This is a genomic window from Rathayibacter oskolensis, from assembly GCF_900177245.1.
Taxonomy (GTDB): Bacteria; Actinomycetota; Actinomycetes; order Actinomycetales; family Microbacteriaceae; genus Rathayibacter; species Rathayibacter oskolensis.
The window spans coordinates 77,543-94,635 of sequence record NZ_FXBM01000002.1 but is presented as its reverse complement, the minus strand read 5'-3'; the positions used below and the strand labels follow the sequence as shown (position 1 = coordinate 94,635).

Here is a 17,093-nt window from a genome sequence, read left to right as displayed (position 1 = left end):
GCCATGTCACGCACCGCCGAGATCACCCTGCCCGATCTGACCGGGAGGCTCGCCGTCGTCACCGGCGCGAGCGACGGCATCGGGCGGGTCATCGCCACCCGCCTCGCCCGCGCCGGAGCCGAGGTCGTCCTCCCCGTCCGGTCGGCCGCGAAGGGCGAGGCGGCCGTCGAGGGGATCCGCCGTGCGGCCCCGGGGGCGACGGTGAGCACGCGCTCGCTCGACCTGTCCTCGCTCCGCTCCGTCTCGGCGCTGGTCGAGCGCCTCCTCGAGGAGGGTCGCCCCGTCGACCTGCTGATCAACAACGCCGGAGTGATGCAGCCGCCCGAGCGGCAGGTGACCGAGGACGGCTTCGAGCTGCAGTTCGGGACCAACCATGTCGGGCACTTCGCGCTGACCCTGGGGCTGCTGCCGCTCCTGCGCGACGGCGGCGCGCGGGTCGTGCACCAGACGAGCATCGCCGCACGCAGCGGCTCGATCGTCTGGGACGACCTGAACTCCGAGAAGGACTACCGCGTGATGACGGCGTACGTGCAGTCGAAGATCGCGGTCGCCCTCTTCGCACTCGAGCTCGACGCCCGGAGCCGCGCGGCCGGCTGGGGGATCACCAGCACTCTCGCGCACCCCGGGGTGTCGCCGACGAATCTGCTGGCCGCGCAGCCGGGCCTCGGGCGCCGGAAGGAAATGGGCAGCCGCCGGTTGATCCGGGGCCTCGCGCGGATCGGCGTCGCGGGCACCGTCGAGAGTGCGGCGCAGCCTGCCCTGCTGGCGGCGATCGCCGCGGAGGGCGGCGGGTTCTACGGCCCGACCCGCGTGATCGGAGGGCCGGCCGCCCGTCGGGAGCTGTGGGCTCCGATGCGCAGCGCGGACGACGCGCGCCGGCTGTGGGAGGTCTCGGAGAGCCTGGTGGGGAGCCGCTTCACGGGCTGAGGGGCGGTGCGGGCGCTGTGCGGCGTGGGGTGCTGTGCGGCGGCGGGCGCTTCTGCACCGCTCGTCCACTCCTCCACAGGGGCGGATCGGTGACGTCGTGTCCGGGAGGGTGGCCACGAGCCTCCTGGTGTCGGTGGTCCCTGGTTCAATACGTGTATGACGGACGATGCAGGAGCGGCGGAGGCGGCGCTCGCCGGCGTGCGCGAGCACAGCGACCGCGCGGGCGTGCTCTCGCGCTCGATCGCACCGATCCTCCTGCAGGCCGCGGAGGAGCTCCACGCGGCGTACCGGGCGGCGCTCGCGTGCCCGGAGGCGTTCGCTCGGGGCCGCACGCGCAGCGAGTCGCGTGATCTGGTCGAGCGGTCCATCCGCGCCGAGTTCGCGGTCGCTCTCGGAGTGTCGGAGCCGGTCGCGTCGCGCCGGCTCGAGCAGGCGCAACTGCTCCTCGAAGACCTGCCGGCGACCCGCGCCGCTCTCGCCGAAGCCCGGATCCACTGAGACTCCGGCCGGCTGATCTGCGCCATCGCGGCCACCCTCCCCGTCACCTCGCGAGCCGCACTCGACACGCGCGCCGCGGAGGCTGCGCTCGGAATGACGCCGACCCAGCTGCGACGCGCCCTGGCGCGATGGCGGGAGGAGCTGCACGAGCAGCCCCTCACCGAGCGGCACTCCCTCGCGCGCCGAGACCGCGCCGTCTGGGTCGGTGCGGAGGTGGACGGGATGGCCACGCTCTGCGCCCACCTCCCGGCGCCGGCCGCGCTCGGCGCGTTCGACCGCCTCGACCGGATCGCACGCCTCCTCCGCGACGGCAGTGATGACGGCAGCACCGGCAGCAGCGGAGGCGAGGAGCGCACCCTCGCGCAACTGCGCGCCGACGCGCTGACCGACCTCCTCTGCGATGGCGACGTCACCGGCACGACCCCCGTCGACCGCGACGCCGACCGCCCGGCGCCCGCCTTCGTGCCCGGAGTGCGCGCTGAGATCCGGTTGACCCTGCCCGCGAGCACCGCGGCGGGACTCGACGACACCGCCGCGGACCTCGACGGCTACGGACCCGTCCCCGCCGACCTCGCCCGCGAGCTGGTCGCCGCTGGCGCCTCCTTCACCCGGGTCCTCACCGACCCGCAGACCGGCACCGTCAACTCCGTCGGACGCACCCACCGCCTTCCGCCCCCGCGGATGCGGCTCCACCTCCAGCTGCGCGATCAGACCTGTCGCTTCCCCGGCTGCACCCGCCCCGCCTCCCGCGCCGAAGCCGACCACACGATCGAATGGCGCAACGGCGGCCCCACCACCCTCCACAACCTCGCGAGCCTCTGCGTCGCCCACCACCACGTCCGCCACGGCGACCGCTGGACCTACACCCTCCACCCCGACGGCACCGCCGAATGGACCACCCCCACCGGACGCCGCGTCACCACCCGGCCACCCGCCCTCCCCGGCCGACCACCCGAACCACCCCCACGCCCACACTTCGACGACCCACCACCCTTCTGAGCCACCCGCGCGACGCGGGTCTCGATACGCCGCTGCGCGCCCGCTTACTCGACCAGCAGGCAGCGGAGGGGAAGCGCTCGTCGCTCGTCGCCCGCCCCGCCTGCTGGTCGAGTAGCCGCCGCCGGCGGCGTATCGGGACCCACCTCTCGACGAACGTCGGCCGCATGCCCGATCTCCCCCGGTGTCCAAGGGCACGCCCGCATCGGAAGCTGCACCCCGGAAGCCGCACACGCAGGTCAGAGCATCGCCGTCAGCACGCCCCCATCGGCGCGGATCGCCGCCCCGTTCGTCGCCGAGGCGAGCGGGCTCGCGAGATAGACGGCGAGGCTCGCGATCTCCTCCGGCTCGATGAACCGCTCGAGGAGCGATGTGCGGTTCGCGGCGATGATCGCCGCCCTCATCTGCTCCTCCGGCAGCCCGTTCGCCGAGGCGAGGTGCCGGACGGCGTCGGCCACGCCGTCGGAGTAGGTCGGTCCACCGAGGATCGTGTTCACCGTCACGCCCGTCCCCCGGGTGAGCTTCGCGAGACCGTTGCCCAGAGCGAGCACGGCCGCCTTCGTCACTCCGTAGTGCGTCATGTCGCCCGGGACGTTCACGCCCGACTCGCTCCCGACGAACAGGACGCGGCCCCGACCGGCATCGATCATCCGCGGGAGCAGCGCCCGCGACAGGCGCACCCCGCTCATCACGTTGACGTCGAAGAACCGCGACCAGTCGGCGTCGGTGATGTCGGCGAACGGCGCCACCTCGAAGAGCCCGGCGTTGTTCACGAGCACGTCGACGTCGCCGATCGCACCGATCAGGCGCCCGGTCTCGGAGGCGTCCGCGAGGTCGGCCGCGATCCCCGACACGACGGCGCCCGTGACCTCCCGCCCGAGCCTCTGCACCGACTCCTCGACCCTGCGCTCGTCCCGGCCGTTGACCACCACCTCGGCGCCCTCCCGGAGGAAAGCCCGCGCGATCGCGAAGCCGATCCCCTGCGTGGAGCCGCTGATGAAGACGCGGGAGGCCGCGAGCTGGAGATCCATGGAGGTGTTCCGTTCTGTCGGAAAGTGTCGTCGCTTACTTGCCTGAGCAAGCAGAACGCTAACGGCCGTTCCTTGCTCAGTCAAGCAACCGGTATCCTCGGAGGATGGCTGGACCTGACGATCACCGAGCACTCGACGGCGCCGACCTCGAGAGCTGGACCGCCTTCGCGACGGTGCTGGAGTGGCTCCCGCCGGCGCTCGACGCCGCCCTCGCCCGTGAGGTCGATCTGACGCACTTCGAATACGGGATCCTCTATGCGCTGGCCGGCGCACCCGGCCGCGCTCTGCGCATGAGCACGCTCGCCGAGTACTCGAACAGCTCGCTGTCGCGGCTGTCGAGGGCGGTGTCCCGGCTCGAGGGGCGCGGGTGGGTGGCGCGGCGCCCCGACCCGGACGACGGGCGGTCCACCCTGGCGGGCCTCACTGACGACGGTCACGCCGTCTTCGCCCGCGCGACCCCCGTGCACGAGCAGACGGTCAGGAGGCTCGTCCTCGACCCCCTCACGAACGCCCAGCGCCGCCAGCTGAGGGAGATCAGCGCCCGCATCCAGCGCTCCATCCGCCCGACCGGCAGCGTGCCCCTGATGGGGGGCGGGACGGCGTCTCGGCGGGCGACCTCGAAGGACATCGACGGCTAGCATTCAGGCACCGTGTCCGCCGCGGTCCGCCGCGGATCCTCTCGAAAGATCTGCTGTGACCACACGCCGCCGCCGGCCCCTCGCCCCCCTCACCTCCGCACTCGGCCTCGTCGCCGCACTGCTCGCGACCGGACTCGCCGCCGGTCCCGCGTCGGCCGCGCCGGCTCCCGCCCCGATCGCCGACCGCGACTCCCTCTCGGCGGGGCAGAAGGTCGCCCGCGAGACCGTGACGGCCGACGACGCGGCCGCCGAGGTCGTCCTGTCGGGCACGATCGCGCTCGAGGGCGTCGACGACGCGCACCCCGCCCCCGTCGGGGCGGCCTACAGCATCCGGGTCGAGAACGACGCGTTCGAGACCGTGCAGACGGTCACGACGGAGTCGGCGTTCTCGATCACCCTGCCGGGAGGCGAGAACTACTACCTCCGCGCCGAGGTGGTCGGCGCCTCCGCCTGGTACCCCGTCTGGTTCGGCGACGACACCCCGATCGACCTCGAGGCGGATCCCCTGGCCGTCAGCACGGCGGGGATCACGATCACCCTCCCGCGCACGGCGCCGGTGTCGGGCGCCGTGACCGCTGCGGCGATCGCGGGAGTCTCGACCACGGCCCTCGAGGTCGAGGCCTGGTGGTACGAGGCCGACGGCGGCGCCTTCTACCCGTTCGACGAGACGTCGGCCGCCGGCGCTCCGGGCACCGCGGTGCCCTGGGCGCTCGACGGCGACTCCGCCCTCCCCACCGGGACCTATGTGTTCCGCTCGGCCGAGGACGGCTACCCGAGCTACGACGACCAGTACTACTCGAACCTCCCCCGCCTCGACGAGAGGGCGCTCACGACGGTCCCCGTCGCCGGGCGCACGGGAGTCGACTTCGCGCCGAGGACCTACGGGTCGGCCGTCACGCGCCTCTCGGGCTCCGACCGGTACGCGACCGGAGTCGCGGTCACGACGTCGACGTTCGACACGGTGCCCGTCCTCTACGTCGCCAGCGGCGGCAACTGGCCCGACGCGCTCAGCGCCGGCCCGGCCGCTGCCGTCCAGAACGGAGCGCTGCTGCTGACCGATCCCGACGAGCTGCCCGAGGTGGTGGCCGCCGAGATCGTGCGCCTCGAGCCGCAGCGCATCGTCGTCGTGGGCAGCTCGCTCTCGGTGAGCGACGCCGTCCTCGCCGAGATCGACGCTCTGACGGACGCCGAGGTCGAGCGCATCGCGGGCTCCGACCGCTACGACACCTCGCGCAAGCTGGTCGCCGACGCCTTCCCCGACGGCTCCTACGACACCGTGTTCCTCGCCACCGGCACGAACTTCCCCGATGCGCTGTCGGTCGCCCCGATCGCCGGCCGTCTGAAGCAGCCGGTGCTCCTGGTCGACGGCGCGAAGGGGTCGCTCGACGAGCCGACCAGGGCGGCCCTGGCCGCGCTCGGCGCGACCGATGGGCGCCTCCTCGGCGGCACGCCCTCGATCTCGCAGGGCGTCCAGACCAGCCTGGAGGCGTCGAGTCTCGTGCAGAACGTCGCGCGCATCGCGGGCACCGACCGGCACGACACGAGCCGCCTGCTCAACGACGCCTATCCTCCGTCTCCCCTCACCGACGAGGTGTTCCTCGCCGCGGCCGGAGGCTTCGCCGACGCCCTCGCCGTCGGCCCGGTCGCCGCGGCGGTCGGCGCTCCGCTCTACCTGAGCGAGTCGACCTGCCTCCCGCGCGCCACCCGCGCCGAGATGCAGGACCACGACCTCGACTACGTGACGCTGCTGGGCAGCAGGCTCACGCTGTCGGCGGCTCTGGAGTCGCTCACGGTCTGCTGATCGCGGCAGGCTCCGCCGGCACGGAGTGGTTCTGCTCAGTCGCAGCCGGGAAGCGGGCGGCCGCGGGAGGCCGCGGCTAGCATTCGGAGCAGTCGAGAGGCCCTCCGCCGCCGGCGCACCGCCAGGCTCCGACCAGGACCACGAGAGGTCTCCCGTGCACACCGACCGCCGCCGTTCGCGACGCCCGTTCCTCCCCGCGGCCGGAGGCGCCGCCGCAGTTGCCCTCGCGCTGCTCGGGGGCTTCTCGGCGGGCTCTCCCGCCGCTGCCGCTGCCGCCGACTCGATCGTGCTCTCGGGCACCATCTACGTCGATGACGCCGACGAGGCGCACCCCGAGCCGAGCGGCGAGGCCTACCGAGTGCAGGCCGTGAACGAGGACTCGGTCGTCGTGAAGCAGATCGTGACGGGAGCGGAGTACTCGATGAGCCTGCCCGGCGGGCACAGCTACGCCCTCCGAGCCGAGGTCGTCGACGACCCGACCTGGTATCCGACCTGGTCGGGCAGCACTCCGATCGAGGAGGACGCCTACCGCCTCGAGGCCGGCGACGACGACCTCTCCCTCTTCCTCGGACGCACGGCCCCGATCTCGGGCGACGTGACCGCGGCAGCGATCCCGGGTGTCACCGCCCCCGAGTTCGTCGTCGAAGCCTGGTGGCTGGGCGAGACCGAGGTGTACCGTCTCGCCACCGCCCGGGTCCGGGCGACTCCCGGGGTCGCCACGCCCTGGTCGTTCGCCGGAGCGGAGCAGCTGCCCGTCGGCACCTACGTGTTCCGCATCGTCGGAGCCGGGTATCCGGACTACGACGCCGAGTACTACCCCGAGACGAACTCGGCGGACAAGTACTCGAACACCTTCCTCGACGTGGACGGGCTCGCCGACATCGACTTCACGCCGACGGCCTACGATTCGCACGTCGAGCGGATCGCCGGCGGTGATCGCTACGCGACCGCGGTCGAGCTGACGCGATCCGACTACGGCCCGGGCTACATGCCCGTGCTGTACCTCGCCAGCGGAGAGAACTGGCCCGATGCGCTGAGCGCCGGGCCCGCGGCCAGCCACCAGAGCGGCGCGCTGCTGCTCACCGATCCGAGGACCCTGCCCGCGGTGGTCGCCGACGAGATCACCCGCCTCGAACCCGACCGCATCGTCGTCGTCGGCGGCCCCGGGTCGGTGAGCGAGGCCGTTCGGAGGAGCGTCGACGCTCTCACGGACGCACCGGTCGAGCGCATCGCCGGCGCCGACCGCTACGAGACCTCGCGGCTCCTCGTCGAGGACGCCTTCGAGGGCGAGTACGACACCGTGTTCCTCGCGACCGGCACCGCGTTCCCCGACGCCCTCTCGGTCGCCCCGATCGCCGGGAGCCGCAGTGAACCCGTGCTCCTGGTCGACGGCGCTCGCGGATCCCTCGACGAACCGACACGACGGGCCCTCGAGCGCCTGTCTCCCGGAGTCGGCCAGCTGCTGGGGAGCACCCCCTCGATCTCGGCCGGGATCGAATCCGACCTGACGGAGTCGGGGCTCGTCGATCGCGTCGACCGCATCGGCGGCGCGGACCGTCACGACACGAGCAGGCTCCTCAACGCCCGCTACCCGTCGAGCCTCGGCAACAACAGGGTCTATCTCGCCTCCGCAACGGGTTTCGCCGACGCCCTGGCGGCCGGACCCGTCGTGTCCGGCTGGGGAGCGAGGCTGTACCTCAGCGAGCCCGGATGCGTCCCGCGTGCCACCCGGGTGCAGCTCCAGTCGCTCTACCTGGACGACGTGACGCTGCTCGGCGGCACGCCCACCCTCTCGCCGGCCGTCGCTCGACTGACCACCTGCTGACCCAGCCGATCCCACCCGGACGGGGGACGGGGCCCGAGTCCCCGCCCATTAGCATTCAGAACATCGTGTCCTCCGCGGCCCGCCGCGACGACCAGAAAGCACCCCTGTGACTCCTCTCCGCCGTCGGCCCGCTGCCCGACTGCTCGCGCTCTCCCTCTCCTCGCTCGCGATCGGAGCGCTCGCCGTGACCGGGCTCGCCGCTCCGGCCGTCGCCGCCGAGGCCGCCTCCGCGCAGGTCACCGGAAGGATCACCTCGCCCGCGAGCGTGCCCGGCAGCCACCGCTACGTCGTGCAGGCGTGGTCGATCGACGCCGATCTCGAGGACTCCGTCCTCGCCGCCTCGACGACCACGACCGTCGACGCCGGAGCCACCGGCGACTACACCCTCCCCACCCTCCCGTCCGGCTCCTACGTCGTCCGCGTCCTCGAGCAGCCCGCCGGCTCCGGCGTCCCCTCCGTCGGCGACGAGTTCTGGCAGGACACCGACTGGGTCGGCTCCGCCCAGGACGTCGAGGTGGGCGAGAGCGCCGTCTCAGGCATCGACTTCACGCCGAGCCCCTACTTCTTCTCGTCGCAGCGCGTGCAGGGCAGCGACCGCTACGGCACCTCCGTCGCGACCACGCAGGCCTTCGAGCCCGGCGTGCCCGTGCTCTACATCGCCAGTGGCGCGGGCTGGGCCGACGCGCTGAGCGCCGGACCGGCCGCCGCCGTCCAGGGCGGCGCGCTCCTGCTGACCGACCCCGACGTGCTGCCGGCCGCGGTCGCGAGCGAGATCACGCGCCTCGCGCCGCTGAAGACGGTCGTCGTCGGCAGCGCGCTGACGGTGTCGACCGCGGTCTACTCCCAGATCGAGGCCCTCGTCGGCGAGATCGATCGCGTCGGCGGCACCGACCGCTACGACACCTCGCGACAGCTGGTCGCCGGGGCGTTCCCGTTCTCGACGGCCGACGAGGTCTTCCTGGCCACCGGGGGCAACTTCCCCGACGCCCTCTCGGTCGCTCCCGTCGCCGGCCGGTCCGGTTCGGCGGTGCTCCTCGTCGACGGCGCGAAGGACGGCCTCGACGCCGCGACAACGGATGCGGTGGAACGCCTCGACGCGACGACCGCCGTCGTCATCGGCCAGGAGCCGTCGATCTCGGCCGGCATCGAGGCCGACCTGGTCTCCTCCGGTGCCGTCGACGAGACGACGCGCATCGGCGGACCGAGCCGCTACGCGACGAGCCGCCTGGTGAACGAGGCGTACCCGCCGGCCCCGCTCGTCGACACCACCTACCTCGCCTCGGGCGAGGGCTTCGCCGACGCCCTCTCGGGAGCGACGGTCGCGGCGGCGCAGGGCTACCCGATCTCGCTGAGCTACCCGGCCTGCGTCCCCGGCGAGACGGTCGACTCGCTGAAGCGCCTGCACGTCGACACCGCGTTCGTGCTCGGCAGCGAGCTGACCCTGTCGCGCGCGGTGAGCACCGTCACCGCCTGCTGATCACGTGAGCACCTCAGGCCTCGCGAGCACCTCGGGCCGCGCCCTCCTCGTCGGCATCGAGACCGGAGGGACGAAGGTCGTCGCCGCCGTGGCGGCCGCGGCCGCTCCCGATCGCCTCCTCGCGACGACGACCCTCCCGACGCGCGGCCCGGAGGAGACGCTCGGCGAGCTCGCCGAGTTCGTGCGCGGCCACGGAGCGGACGGCACGGTCGCGGCCGTCGGCGTCGCCTCCTTCGGCCCCCTCGACATCGACCCCGCGTCTCCCGGCTACGGGCGCCTCACCTCGACGCCCAAGCGGGGGTGGGAGGGGGCCGACGTGCTCGCCCCGCTCCGAGCGGCCGCTCCGGGCGCCCCGCTCGCCCTCGTCACCGACGTCAACGGAGCGGCGCTCGGCGAGGCGCGCTGGGGCGCCGCCGTGGGCGAGCCCGACTTCGCCTACCTCACGGTCGGCACCGGAGTCGGCGGCGGCATCATCGCCGACGGCCGCCTCCTTGCGGGCAGCGGCTGGCCCGAGGTCGCCCATCTGCTGCCCCGCCGGCACCCGGAGGACCGCTTCGCCGGCACGTGCCCCTTCCACGGCGACTGCGTCGAGGGGCTCGTCGCGGGCCCGGCGATCGCGGCGCGCTGGGGAGTCGACGGCTCGCGCCTCGATCCGGACGACGCGGCCGCGAACCTCCGCTTCAGCTCCTACTACCTCGCGCAGCTCGTGACGACGCTGGCCTACGTGACCGGGGTGCGCCTGGCGATCCTCGGCGGCGGAGTCTCGAAGACGCCCGGCCTGGTGCCCGCGGTCGAGGCCGAGGTGGAGCGCCTCATGGGCGCACCGGGCGCCACAGGAACGGCGGGCGGGCGCCTCCGCATCGTGCGGCCGGCGCTCGGCGACGAGTCGGGCGTGCGCGGCGCCGTCTCGCTCGCCGAGTCGCTCCTGCACTGAGCGTCTCCTGCGCTGAGCCTCTCCTGCACTGAGACGGGCGACGTCCGCGAGGGGCCCGTCACCGCGCACCCGACAGGAGCGCCGCGACGTCGGCCCGGATGGCGTCGTAGTCGGGGTCGCTCGGGATCACCAGGGGCGGCACCAGTTCGAGCGTGCCGACGGGCTGCGCGCTCGCTCGGAGGGCGAGCGCGAGGAGGGAGCCCAGCGCGCCCCGCGGCACATCGGTCGTGAGGACGCTCGAGGCGGTCCGCGCGAGCGCCGGGAACCTCGCGAGGACGTTCAGCGGATCGAGGCGCTCGAGGATCGCGTTCTGCACCTCGCGCTGGCGCAGCATCCGGTCGTAGTCGCCGCCGCCGCTGCCGTACCGCGAGCGGGCGTAGGCGAGAGCGTTGGAGCCGTCGAGGTGGTGCGCCCCGGGGGTGAGCCAGGCGTTGACCCCCTGCAGCCGCCCCTCCTCGTCCAGCACACCGCCGAAGGGGAGGTCCTCCGACCCGGTGTAGGTGATGTCCACTCCTCCGAGGGCGTCGATCAGATCGGCGAAGCCCTGCATGTCGATGAGCACGAAGTACTGCACCGGCACACCGAGCACGCCGCTCACCGCGTCGCGCATGCCCTCGATGCCCGGTGAGCTCCCCCTCGCCTCGGCGTCCGGGTAGAGCTCCGGCTCCTTCAGCTGCACCTCGGTGTAGACGGAGTTGAGCTGGCAGGTGTCGACGGCGCAGTCCTCCGCCGGATAGCCGTCGGGATAGAGCTCCGCCAGCGGGGAGTCGGCGGGGAACGGGAACTTCTGGAGGTCGCGGGGCAGGCCGATGACGACCGCCTCCCCGGTCTGCTCATCGATCGACACCACCGAGATGCTGTCGGGGCGCAGCCCGTCGCGATCCTCTCCGGCGTCGCCCCCGAGCAGCAGGACCGTGGAGCGCCCGTCGACCGGCGCGACCGCCGCACTGTCGCCGAAGACGGTCGAGAGCAGCCCCCTCGACACTCCCACCAGGTGCGCGGTGTACCCGGTCGACCCCGCGGAGAGGACGATCGCCAGGGCCGCGGCGGCCGCGATCAGCGGTCGCGCGGTCGGCCCGACCCTGATCAGGCAGACGAGCCGCAGGGTGTCGAGGGTCAGGATCGCCCAGAGCAGTCCGTAGAAGACGAGGAGCGCCTGGAGGACGAGGAGCGGGACGTCAGAGGTGAGGAGGGTGAGGAGAGCGGTCGGGAGGACGAGGGCTGCGCCCGCCAGGAGGGCGAGCGCCGCCCAGAGCGCGAGGGTCGCCGCCACGCCGAGGCGACCGAGGCGCCTCGACCCGGCGAGCACCTGGGCGGAGCCGGGAAGGACGACGGCGAGGACGAGGAGCCACCAGCCCCGGCGCGTCATCACGGCGCTCGATCCGGAGTCGGGGTACCGCATCGGCAGCGCCGTCGTCGTCACCGCAGGACCTCTCGCATCCGGTACTCCTCTTCGTCCCGTGCGGGACGGGCCACGCCACCGCCGTCCGCCAGTGTGCCATATCGGTATGGTCACTCGAACGTGAGAACTGCTCGCGTGCGAAGACAGCGAAGGACACGGACGATGACGAAGAGAAGCACTCGACCGGGGCGGCGCGGCGCCTCACTGCTGGGCGCGTCGATGCTGGCGGCGACTCTGCTCAGCGGCGCGGTCGCCTCCAGCGCGGCAGCCGACACCCTCTCGTGCTCGGCGGGTCGCTCCACGGTGTCGACCTCGGTCTCGAGCCGGGACTTCCCCAACGGCGGACTCTGCCTCGTGAACGGGCGCTACAAGGCCGTCTACCAGACGGACGGCAACCTCGTCGTCTACCGCAGCTCGACCGCGACCTGGAGCAGCGGGACGGCGGGCAGAGGGGCGAGCAAGATCGCCCTGCAGGGCGACAGCAACCTCGTCGTCTACAACGGCGGAGCAGCCCTGTGGGCCTCGAACACCGGCTCCGGGAAGCGCTGGAACGACACCACCCTGGCGATGCAGACCGACGGCAACCTCGTCCTCTACGGCGTGGGCGACGGCACCTCCACCGCCCTCTGGTGGACGGGGACGCGCTAGGCGTCAGGCGCGTCGAGGGCCTCGAGATCGCGCAGCGCCGAGCGCGCCCGGTCGAGCCTGTCCCGCTCCGGCTCGTCCCACCAGGCCGGGCCGCGCTCGCCGAGGCCGTGCTTCGCGAGGCCGACGCGCCGCCGGGCAGCGGCGACCGCCTCCGGGTCGCCCTTCGCGGCGCGCACCCCCGAGCGGCCCCGGCCGAGGTGCGAGGTCAGCGCCGCCACGAGCTCGTCGGGGAGGCTGGGGTCGGTGCGCCGCCACCGGCGCCCCCCGATGACCAGCCAGCGCTCGTCGTCCTCCGGCATCCGCTGCGGCTCCGGTCAGCGGCGCGCGATGCTGCCCGAGAGGGCGCGGAAGGCGCGCTCCGGCCCCGGTGCCTCGCGCAGATCGGCAGAGAGGGCACGGAGGCGTCGTCGGGCGTCGCCGTCGAGCGCCAGCATCCGGCGGGCGGCGGCGGCGAGCTCGTCGGCTCCCGCGGAGTTCGGGTCGAGCACCTCGGCGAAGCCCGAGTCCTCGAGCGCGGCGGCTCCCGCGAACTGGTCGGTCGAGAAGGGGAGCACGACCAGCGGCACCCCCGCCGCCATCGACTCCGTGACGCTGTTGTTGCCGCCGTGCGTGATCGCGAGGTCGGCGTGGCGGAGCAGCGTGACCTGCGGGAGGAATCCGCGCACGAGCCAGCCGGCGGGCACGTCGCCGAGGGACGAGACCGGGGAGGCTCCCGAGGCGAGTGCGACCCGCACCGGCCGCCCGGCCACCTCGACCGACGACAGCGCGGCGACCACGCGCTCGAGCACGTCGTCGCGGACCGACAGGAAGCTGCCGAAGCTCACGTACACGAGCGGGTCGTCGGAGGCGGCGAGCCACTCCTCGACCTCGCTGTCGGCCGGCTCCTCCCGCACGGCCGAGCCGAGGAAGGCGTGCGGAGGCAGCTGCGCCGTGCGTGCAGGGTCGTGCAGCTCGCCCGGGTAGTTCAGCAGCAGGACGTCACCCGTCTCGGCGAAGGCGTCGGCGCTGCGCTCCACCGACGGGTCCAGTGCGGCGAGCGCCGCGTTCCACTCGGTCGTGAAGGAGTCGCGGACCTCCTCGCAGAGCGCCCGCAGCTCGGCGAGATCCTCGGGCGACGGGGCGAAGGCGTCGGGCCAGATCGGCGGGAACCCGTAGACCTCCCCGGGGACGGTGAGCGCGCTCGGGTGCCCGAGCACGACGTCGCCGTAGGGCACCCCGAGAGCACGCAGCGCGACGCGAGCGGTGAAGGCGAGGTGGTCGACCACGATCGCGTCCGGCTGCACCTCGTCGAGGATCTCGCGGAGTCGCGAGGAGACACCGGCCGGATCCCAGAGCAGGTCGGTGAGCCGCTCCCGGGCCTGGTAGCGCAGTGTCGGCACCATGCCGAGGCGGGTCGCGTCGAAGAAGCCGCGGAGCGACGCCCCCTCGTCGGGCGCCTGCTCCTCGGCGCGGATCGTGCCCGCGTTCGAGCCGCGGCCCAGCCGGAGCGGGACGTGGTCGAACCCGAACCCGTCGACGATCGCGCGGGTCGCGTCGCCCGTCGCCACCACCACGCGCTCGCCGGCGTCGCGCCACGCCGTGCCGAGCGTCGCGAGCGGGAGCAGGTGCGAGGCGTAGTCGGGGCTGACGATCAGCAGGGTCATGAGGCGCCCAGGACGAGTCCGGAGCGGAGGGGCCGCTCCTGCTCGGCCGTCGCGCGGGCGTAGACGCCCGAGAGCGCGTGCGCCATCGCCTGGACGGTGTAGCGCTCGCGGACCATCGCCCTGCCGCGGGCCGCGGCGTGCTCGCCCAGCGGGCCGCCGGCGAGGTCGAGGGCGTCGGCAGCCGCACCGGCGAGCGCGTCTCGGTCGGAGGTGTCGACGAGGAAGCCGGTGACGCCGTCCTCGACGTAGGTGACCGGGCCGCCCGCGTCGGGGGCGACGACGACGAGACCCGCGGCGAGCGCCTCCAGGAGCGCGATGCCGAACTCCTCCTTGACGCTCGCGCACACGTAGGCGCCGGACGGCGCCGCGAAGCCGGGGCGGCCGTGGCGGACGGCGCCGAGCCAGCGGGCGACGGTGCCGTTGGGCCGGTGACCCGCGAGGAGGAGCCCGTCGGAGGCGACGGCCTCGATGCGGTCGAGCTGCTCGCGCTCGTCGGGGCTCGGGTCCTCGAGATCGCCGCCCACGAGCAGGAGGTTCGCGCGCGTCCGCAGCGCCGGGTCGCCGGCCCAGGCCTCCGCGAGGCTCGCCATGCCCTTCACCCTGTGCAGTCGTCCGACACTGAGCAGCAGCGGGAGTCCGCGCCGCTCCTCGGGGAGCGCGGCCAGGACGCGGTCGAGCGAGGCGAGGTCGCCGCCCTCGTCGAGCGCGACCGGCTCCCCGGCGGCGGCGGCGCGCGCCGCCTCCTCGCCGCGCTCGACGAGGCGCACGTCGATCCCCTCGGGGACGATGGTGTGGCGCTCGGGGTGCGCGGTGATGTCGATGCCGATCAGCTCGCGCATGCTCGTCGCGAGATCCGCCCGGGGGAAGAGCACGGTGTGCGCCGCGTCGGCGGCGAGGCGCTGCACGAGCCGCACCCGGAACCAGAAGTGCTCGGCGCTGTCGCGGTCGCCGAAGTCGGCCCGCGAGAGGGTGCCCGCGGCGTCGAGTCCCGCGATCAGCGCGTGCGGGTCGGGCGCGACCGTGAAGACGACGGGGATGTCGAGCTCTCGCGCGACGGCCGCGGCCGCGAGCGAGCCCACGTCGGCCATGCGCAGATGCAGGACGTCGACGCGGCCGGCCGCGCGGAGGATGCGGCGGATCCCGCGCTCGGCGGCGATCCGACGGGGCCAGGCCTCGGGCATCGGCACGGGCGGGCCGGCGAACGGCACCGGGGCGAACCCGTGCCCGGAGGCGGGGAGCTCGGCGAGCGCGCGCTCCGCCTCGGCCGGGGTGCCGCGCGAGAGGGTGAGCACGCGGTCGATCCCGACCTCATCGCCGAGGGCGTCGCCGAGGCGGACGAGGAGGGTCGCGATGCCGCCGTTGTCGCCCGCGCCCACCCGGGTGAGGGTGCCGTCGATGTCGGCGTGCACGAACAGCTGGGCGACGGTGGCGCCCGCGTCCGGAGTCGCGGTGGAGCGGTCGTCGAGTGCCAGGCGGGCGATCGGAGCGAGAGCGCCGCGCTCGTCGGCGAGGCGGGCGAGCAGCATGGTCGCCTCGTCAGAGGTGCGCTCGCCCAGCGCGTCGGTGGCGGCGGCCCGGGTCTCGAAGGCCTCGCTGCCGGCGGCGGCGACGCGGAGGAGGGTGCGCTCGGCGATCGCCCCCGGGACGAGACCGATCGTCTCGACGTACCGGGCGCGGCGACTGGGCTCGCGCTCGCCGATCAGCGCGCCCTCGAGCGCGAGGGCGAGGAGGTCGGGCGTCGACGACGCCCAGAGCAGGAGGGTGCGCTGCGCGAGCATGCCCGCGAAGCCGCCGTCTCCGAGCATCTCGACGAGGGGCCCGATCGCGCCCGCTCGCGGCAGGCGTCCGCCGAAGGCCCAGGCCGCGTGCTCGCGGATGAACGCTCGGTCGTCGGCGAGGAGCGCGAGGAGCGCGAGGTCCGCCTCCTCGTCGAAGACCTGGGCGAGGGAGTGCACCGCGGCGATGGCCGTCAGCTGATCGGAGGGGTCGAGCGCCGCCCGGGTGAGCAGGCGCACCGCGCGGCCGCCTCCGTCGCTCACCGCCGCGATGGTGAGCTCGTCGGCCGCCCGGATCGCCTCGAGGAGGGTCGGAGCACTGCGCACGGCATCGAGGACGGTCTGCGTGGCCACGGTTCACCTGGATCTGTCGGAAGGGAGGGAGCGGCTCCGAGCTTGCCAAGGCGGTGCCTGTGATTTCACCACTTGCGCGCGCACGTTCCCCGCGGTACACCCGCTTGTCAAGCACCTCGCGCCGATCATTCGCTGCGCGTCCAGGCCAGCAGTCGGTCCAGCGGCCACGTCGTCACGATGCGCTCCTCGGGCACCCCGAGCCGCTCCGCACGCTCGGCCCCGTAGTCGAGGAGCCCGAGCTGGCCGGGAGCGTGGGCGTCGCTGTCGATCGCGAACAGGCAGCCCGCCTCGAGGGCGAGGGCGATCAGCTCGTCCGGCGGGTCCTCCCGTTCGGGGCGGGAGTTGATCTCGACCGCGGTGCCGTGATCGGCGCACGCCCTGAACACCGCGCCCGCGTCGAACGTCGAGGGGGGCCGGGTGCCCCGCTCCCCGCTCACGAGCCGCCCGGTGACGTGACCGAGCACGTCCGTCCGCGGGTCGGACGCGGCCGCGACGAGCCGCGCCGTCATCTCCCGGCTCGGCATCCGCAGGGTGGAGTGGGCGCTCGCGACCACGACGTCGAGGCGGTCGAGCAGGTCGTCGGTCTGGTCGAGGGCGCCGTCGTCGAGCACGTCGACCTCGATCCCGCTGAGCAGGCGCAGCGAGCCCGTCTCGAGGGTCGCGAGGTGCTCGAGCTGCTCCTCGAGCCGCTCCGCGCTCAGCCCCCGCGCGACCCGCAGGCGCGGGGAGTGGTCGGTGAGGGCGAGGTACTGGTGCCCGAGCGCCAGCGCCGCCTCCACCATCGCGGCGACGGGGGTCGCCCCGTCCGACCACTCGCTGTGGCTGTGCAGATCGCCCCGGAGGCGGCTGCGCAGCGCGCTCTGCGGCAGCGACGCGGTCCCGCGCAGGTCGGCGAGGTAGTCGGGGACGCGGCCGTCCTGCGCCTGGCTGATCACGGTGAAGGTGGTGTCGCCGATGCCCGCCGCGCGGCGCACGGCCGCCAGGTCGCTCCGCTCGGCCGCGGGCATCGCCTCGAGCACCGCGATCGCGCGCCGGAACGCCTTCGCCCGGTACTTCGACGCCCGTTCGCGCTCGAGCAGAGCGGCGATCTCGTTCAGCGCCTCGATCGGATCCATGCCCCCGGTCTACCAGAGCGACCGGGGTC

At 73.9% G+C, this 17,093-nt stretch carries 15 protein-coding genes; 9 read left to right on the top strand and 6 right to left on the bottom strand.

What is annotated here, in order from left to right; genetic code table 11:
• The first annotated feature begins 3 nt into the window (after positions 1-3).
• From B9Y99_RS09590 to B9Y99_RS09580, 3 genes are all read left to right on the top strand, one after another.
• The gene (locus B9Y99_RS09590; protein ID WP_085476408.1) at positions 4-927 is read left to right on the top strand and encodes an SDR family oxidoreductase; all 924 of its coding nucleotides are present in this window, start codon (positions 4-6) and stop codon (positions 925-927) included.
• 156 nt (positions 928-1,083) lie between these two features.
• Positions 1,084-1,425, top strand: a complete 342-nt coding sequence (locus tag B9Y99_RS09585) for a hypothetical protein (protein WP_085476407.1) — start codon at positions 1,084-1,086, stop codon at positions 1,423-1,425.
• A 12-nt stretch (positions 1,426-1,437) separates the two neighbouring features.
• Positions 1,438-2,424: an HNH endonuclease signature motif containing protein gene (locus tag B9Y99_RS09580; protein WP_342097154.1), complete on the top strand. Its 987-nt coding sequence runs from the start codon at positions 1,438-1,440 to the stop codon at positions 2,422-2,424.
• A gap of 236 nt (positions 2,425-2,660) precedes the next feature.
• Here B9Y99_RS09580 and B9Y99_RS09575 read toward each other — a convergent pair whose 3' ends face one another.
• The gene (locus B9Y99_RS09575) at positions 2,661-3,452 is read right to left on the bottom strand and encodes an SDR family NAD(P)-dependent oxidoreductase (protein ID WP_085476405.1); all 792 of its coding nucleotides are present in this window, start codon (positions 3,450-3,452) and stop codon (positions 2,661-2,663) included.
• Positions 3,453-3,556: 104 nt separating this feature from the next.
• Between B9Y99_RS09575 and B9Y99_RS09570 the strand changes: the two genes are divergently transcribed.
• From B9Y99_RS09570 to B9Y99_RS09550, 5 genes are all read left to right on the top strand, one after another.
• Entirely contained in the window at positions 3,557-4,090 is a 534-nt protein-coding gene (locus tag B9Y99_RS09570) for a MarR family winged helix-turn-helix transcriptional regulator (protein ID WP_085476404.1), read from the top strand.
• A gap of 55 nt (positions 4,091-4,145) precedes the next feature.
• Complete coding sequence (locus B9Y99_RS09565; RefSeq protein ID WP_085476403.1) at positions 4,146-5,891, top strand: cell wall-binding repeat-containing protein; 1,746 nt, start codon at positions 4,146-4,148, stop codon at positions 5,889-5,891.
• A gap of 154 nt (positions 5,892-6,045) precedes the next feature.
• A complete protein-coding gene (locus tag B9Y99_RS09560; protein ID WP_085476402.1) occupies positions 6,046-7,716 on the top strand; it encodes a cell wall-binding repeat-containing protein in 1,671 nt (556 codons plus the stop codon).
• Positions 7,717-7,822: 106 nt separating this feature from the next.
• Positions 7,823-9,193 (top strand): cell wall-binding repeat-containing protein, encoded by a 1,371-nt coding sequence (locus tag B9Y99_RS09555; RefSeq protein ID WP_085476401.1) that lies wholly within the window; start codon positions 7,823-7,825, stop codon positions 9,191-9,193.
• Between the two features lie 4 nt (positions 9,194-9,197).
• Positions 9,198-10,127 (top strand): ROK family protein, encoded by a 930-nt coding sequence (locus B9Y99_RS09550; protein ID WP_085476400.1) that lies wholly within the window; start codon positions 9,198-9,200, stop codon positions 10,125-10,127.
• A 58-nt stretch (positions 10,128-10,185) separates the two neighbouring features.
• On the opposite strand, the gene B9Y99_RS09545 is transcribed toward B9Y99_RS09550, so the two are convergent.
• The gene (locus B9Y99_RS09545) at positions 10,186-11,550 is read right to left on the bottom strand and encodes an LCP family protein (protein WP_244274856.1); all 1,365 of its coding nucleotides are present in this window, start codon (positions 11,548-11,550) and stop codon (positions 10,186-10,188) included.
• 141 nt (positions 11,551-11,691) lie between these two features.
• On the opposite strand from B9Y99_RS09545, the gene B9Y99_RS09540 reads away from it, so the two are divergent.
• The gene (locus B9Y99_RS09540; RefSeq protein ID WP_085476399.1) at positions 11,692-12,177 is read left to right on the top strand and encodes a hypothetical protein; all 486 of its coding nucleotides are present in this window, start codon (positions 11,692-11,694) and stop codon (positions 12,175-12,177) included.
• Here the strand turns inward: B9Y99_RS09540 and B9Y99_RS09535 are convergent.
• The 4 genes from B9Y99_RS09535 to B9Y99_RS09520 form a co-directional block, all read right to left on the bottom strand.
• Positions 12,174-12,476: a biopolymer transporter Tol gene (locus B9Y99_RS09535; RefSeq protein ID WP_085476398.1), complete on the bottom strand. Its 303-nt coding sequence runs from the start codon at positions 12,474-12,476 to the stop codon at positions 12,174-12,176. The genes B9Y99_RS09540 and B9Y99_RS09535 overlap by 4 nt on opposite strands.
• A 15-nt stretch (positions 12,477-12,491) precedes the next feature.
• On the bottom strand, positions 12,492-13,820 hold the full coding sequence (locus B9Y99_RS09530) for a glycosyltransferase (protein WP_085476397.1): 1,329 nt from the start codon (positions 13,818-13,820) through the stop codon (positions 12,492-12,494).
• Positions 13,817-15,949, bottom strand: a complete 2,133-nt coding sequence (locus B9Y99_RS09525; protein WP_085476396.1) for a glycosyltransferase — start codon at positions 15,947-15,949, stop codon at positions 13,817-13,819. Before B9Y99_RS09525 ends, B9Y99_RS09530 begins: the two co-directional genes overlap by 4 nt.
• A gap of 125 nt (positions 15,950-16,074) precedes the next feature.
• Entirely contained in the window at positions 16,075-17,064 is a 990-nt protein-coding gene (locus B9Y99_RS09520) for a PHP domain-containing protein (protein WP_085476395.1), read from the bottom strand.
• Positions 17,065-17,093: the final 29 nt, after the last annotated feature.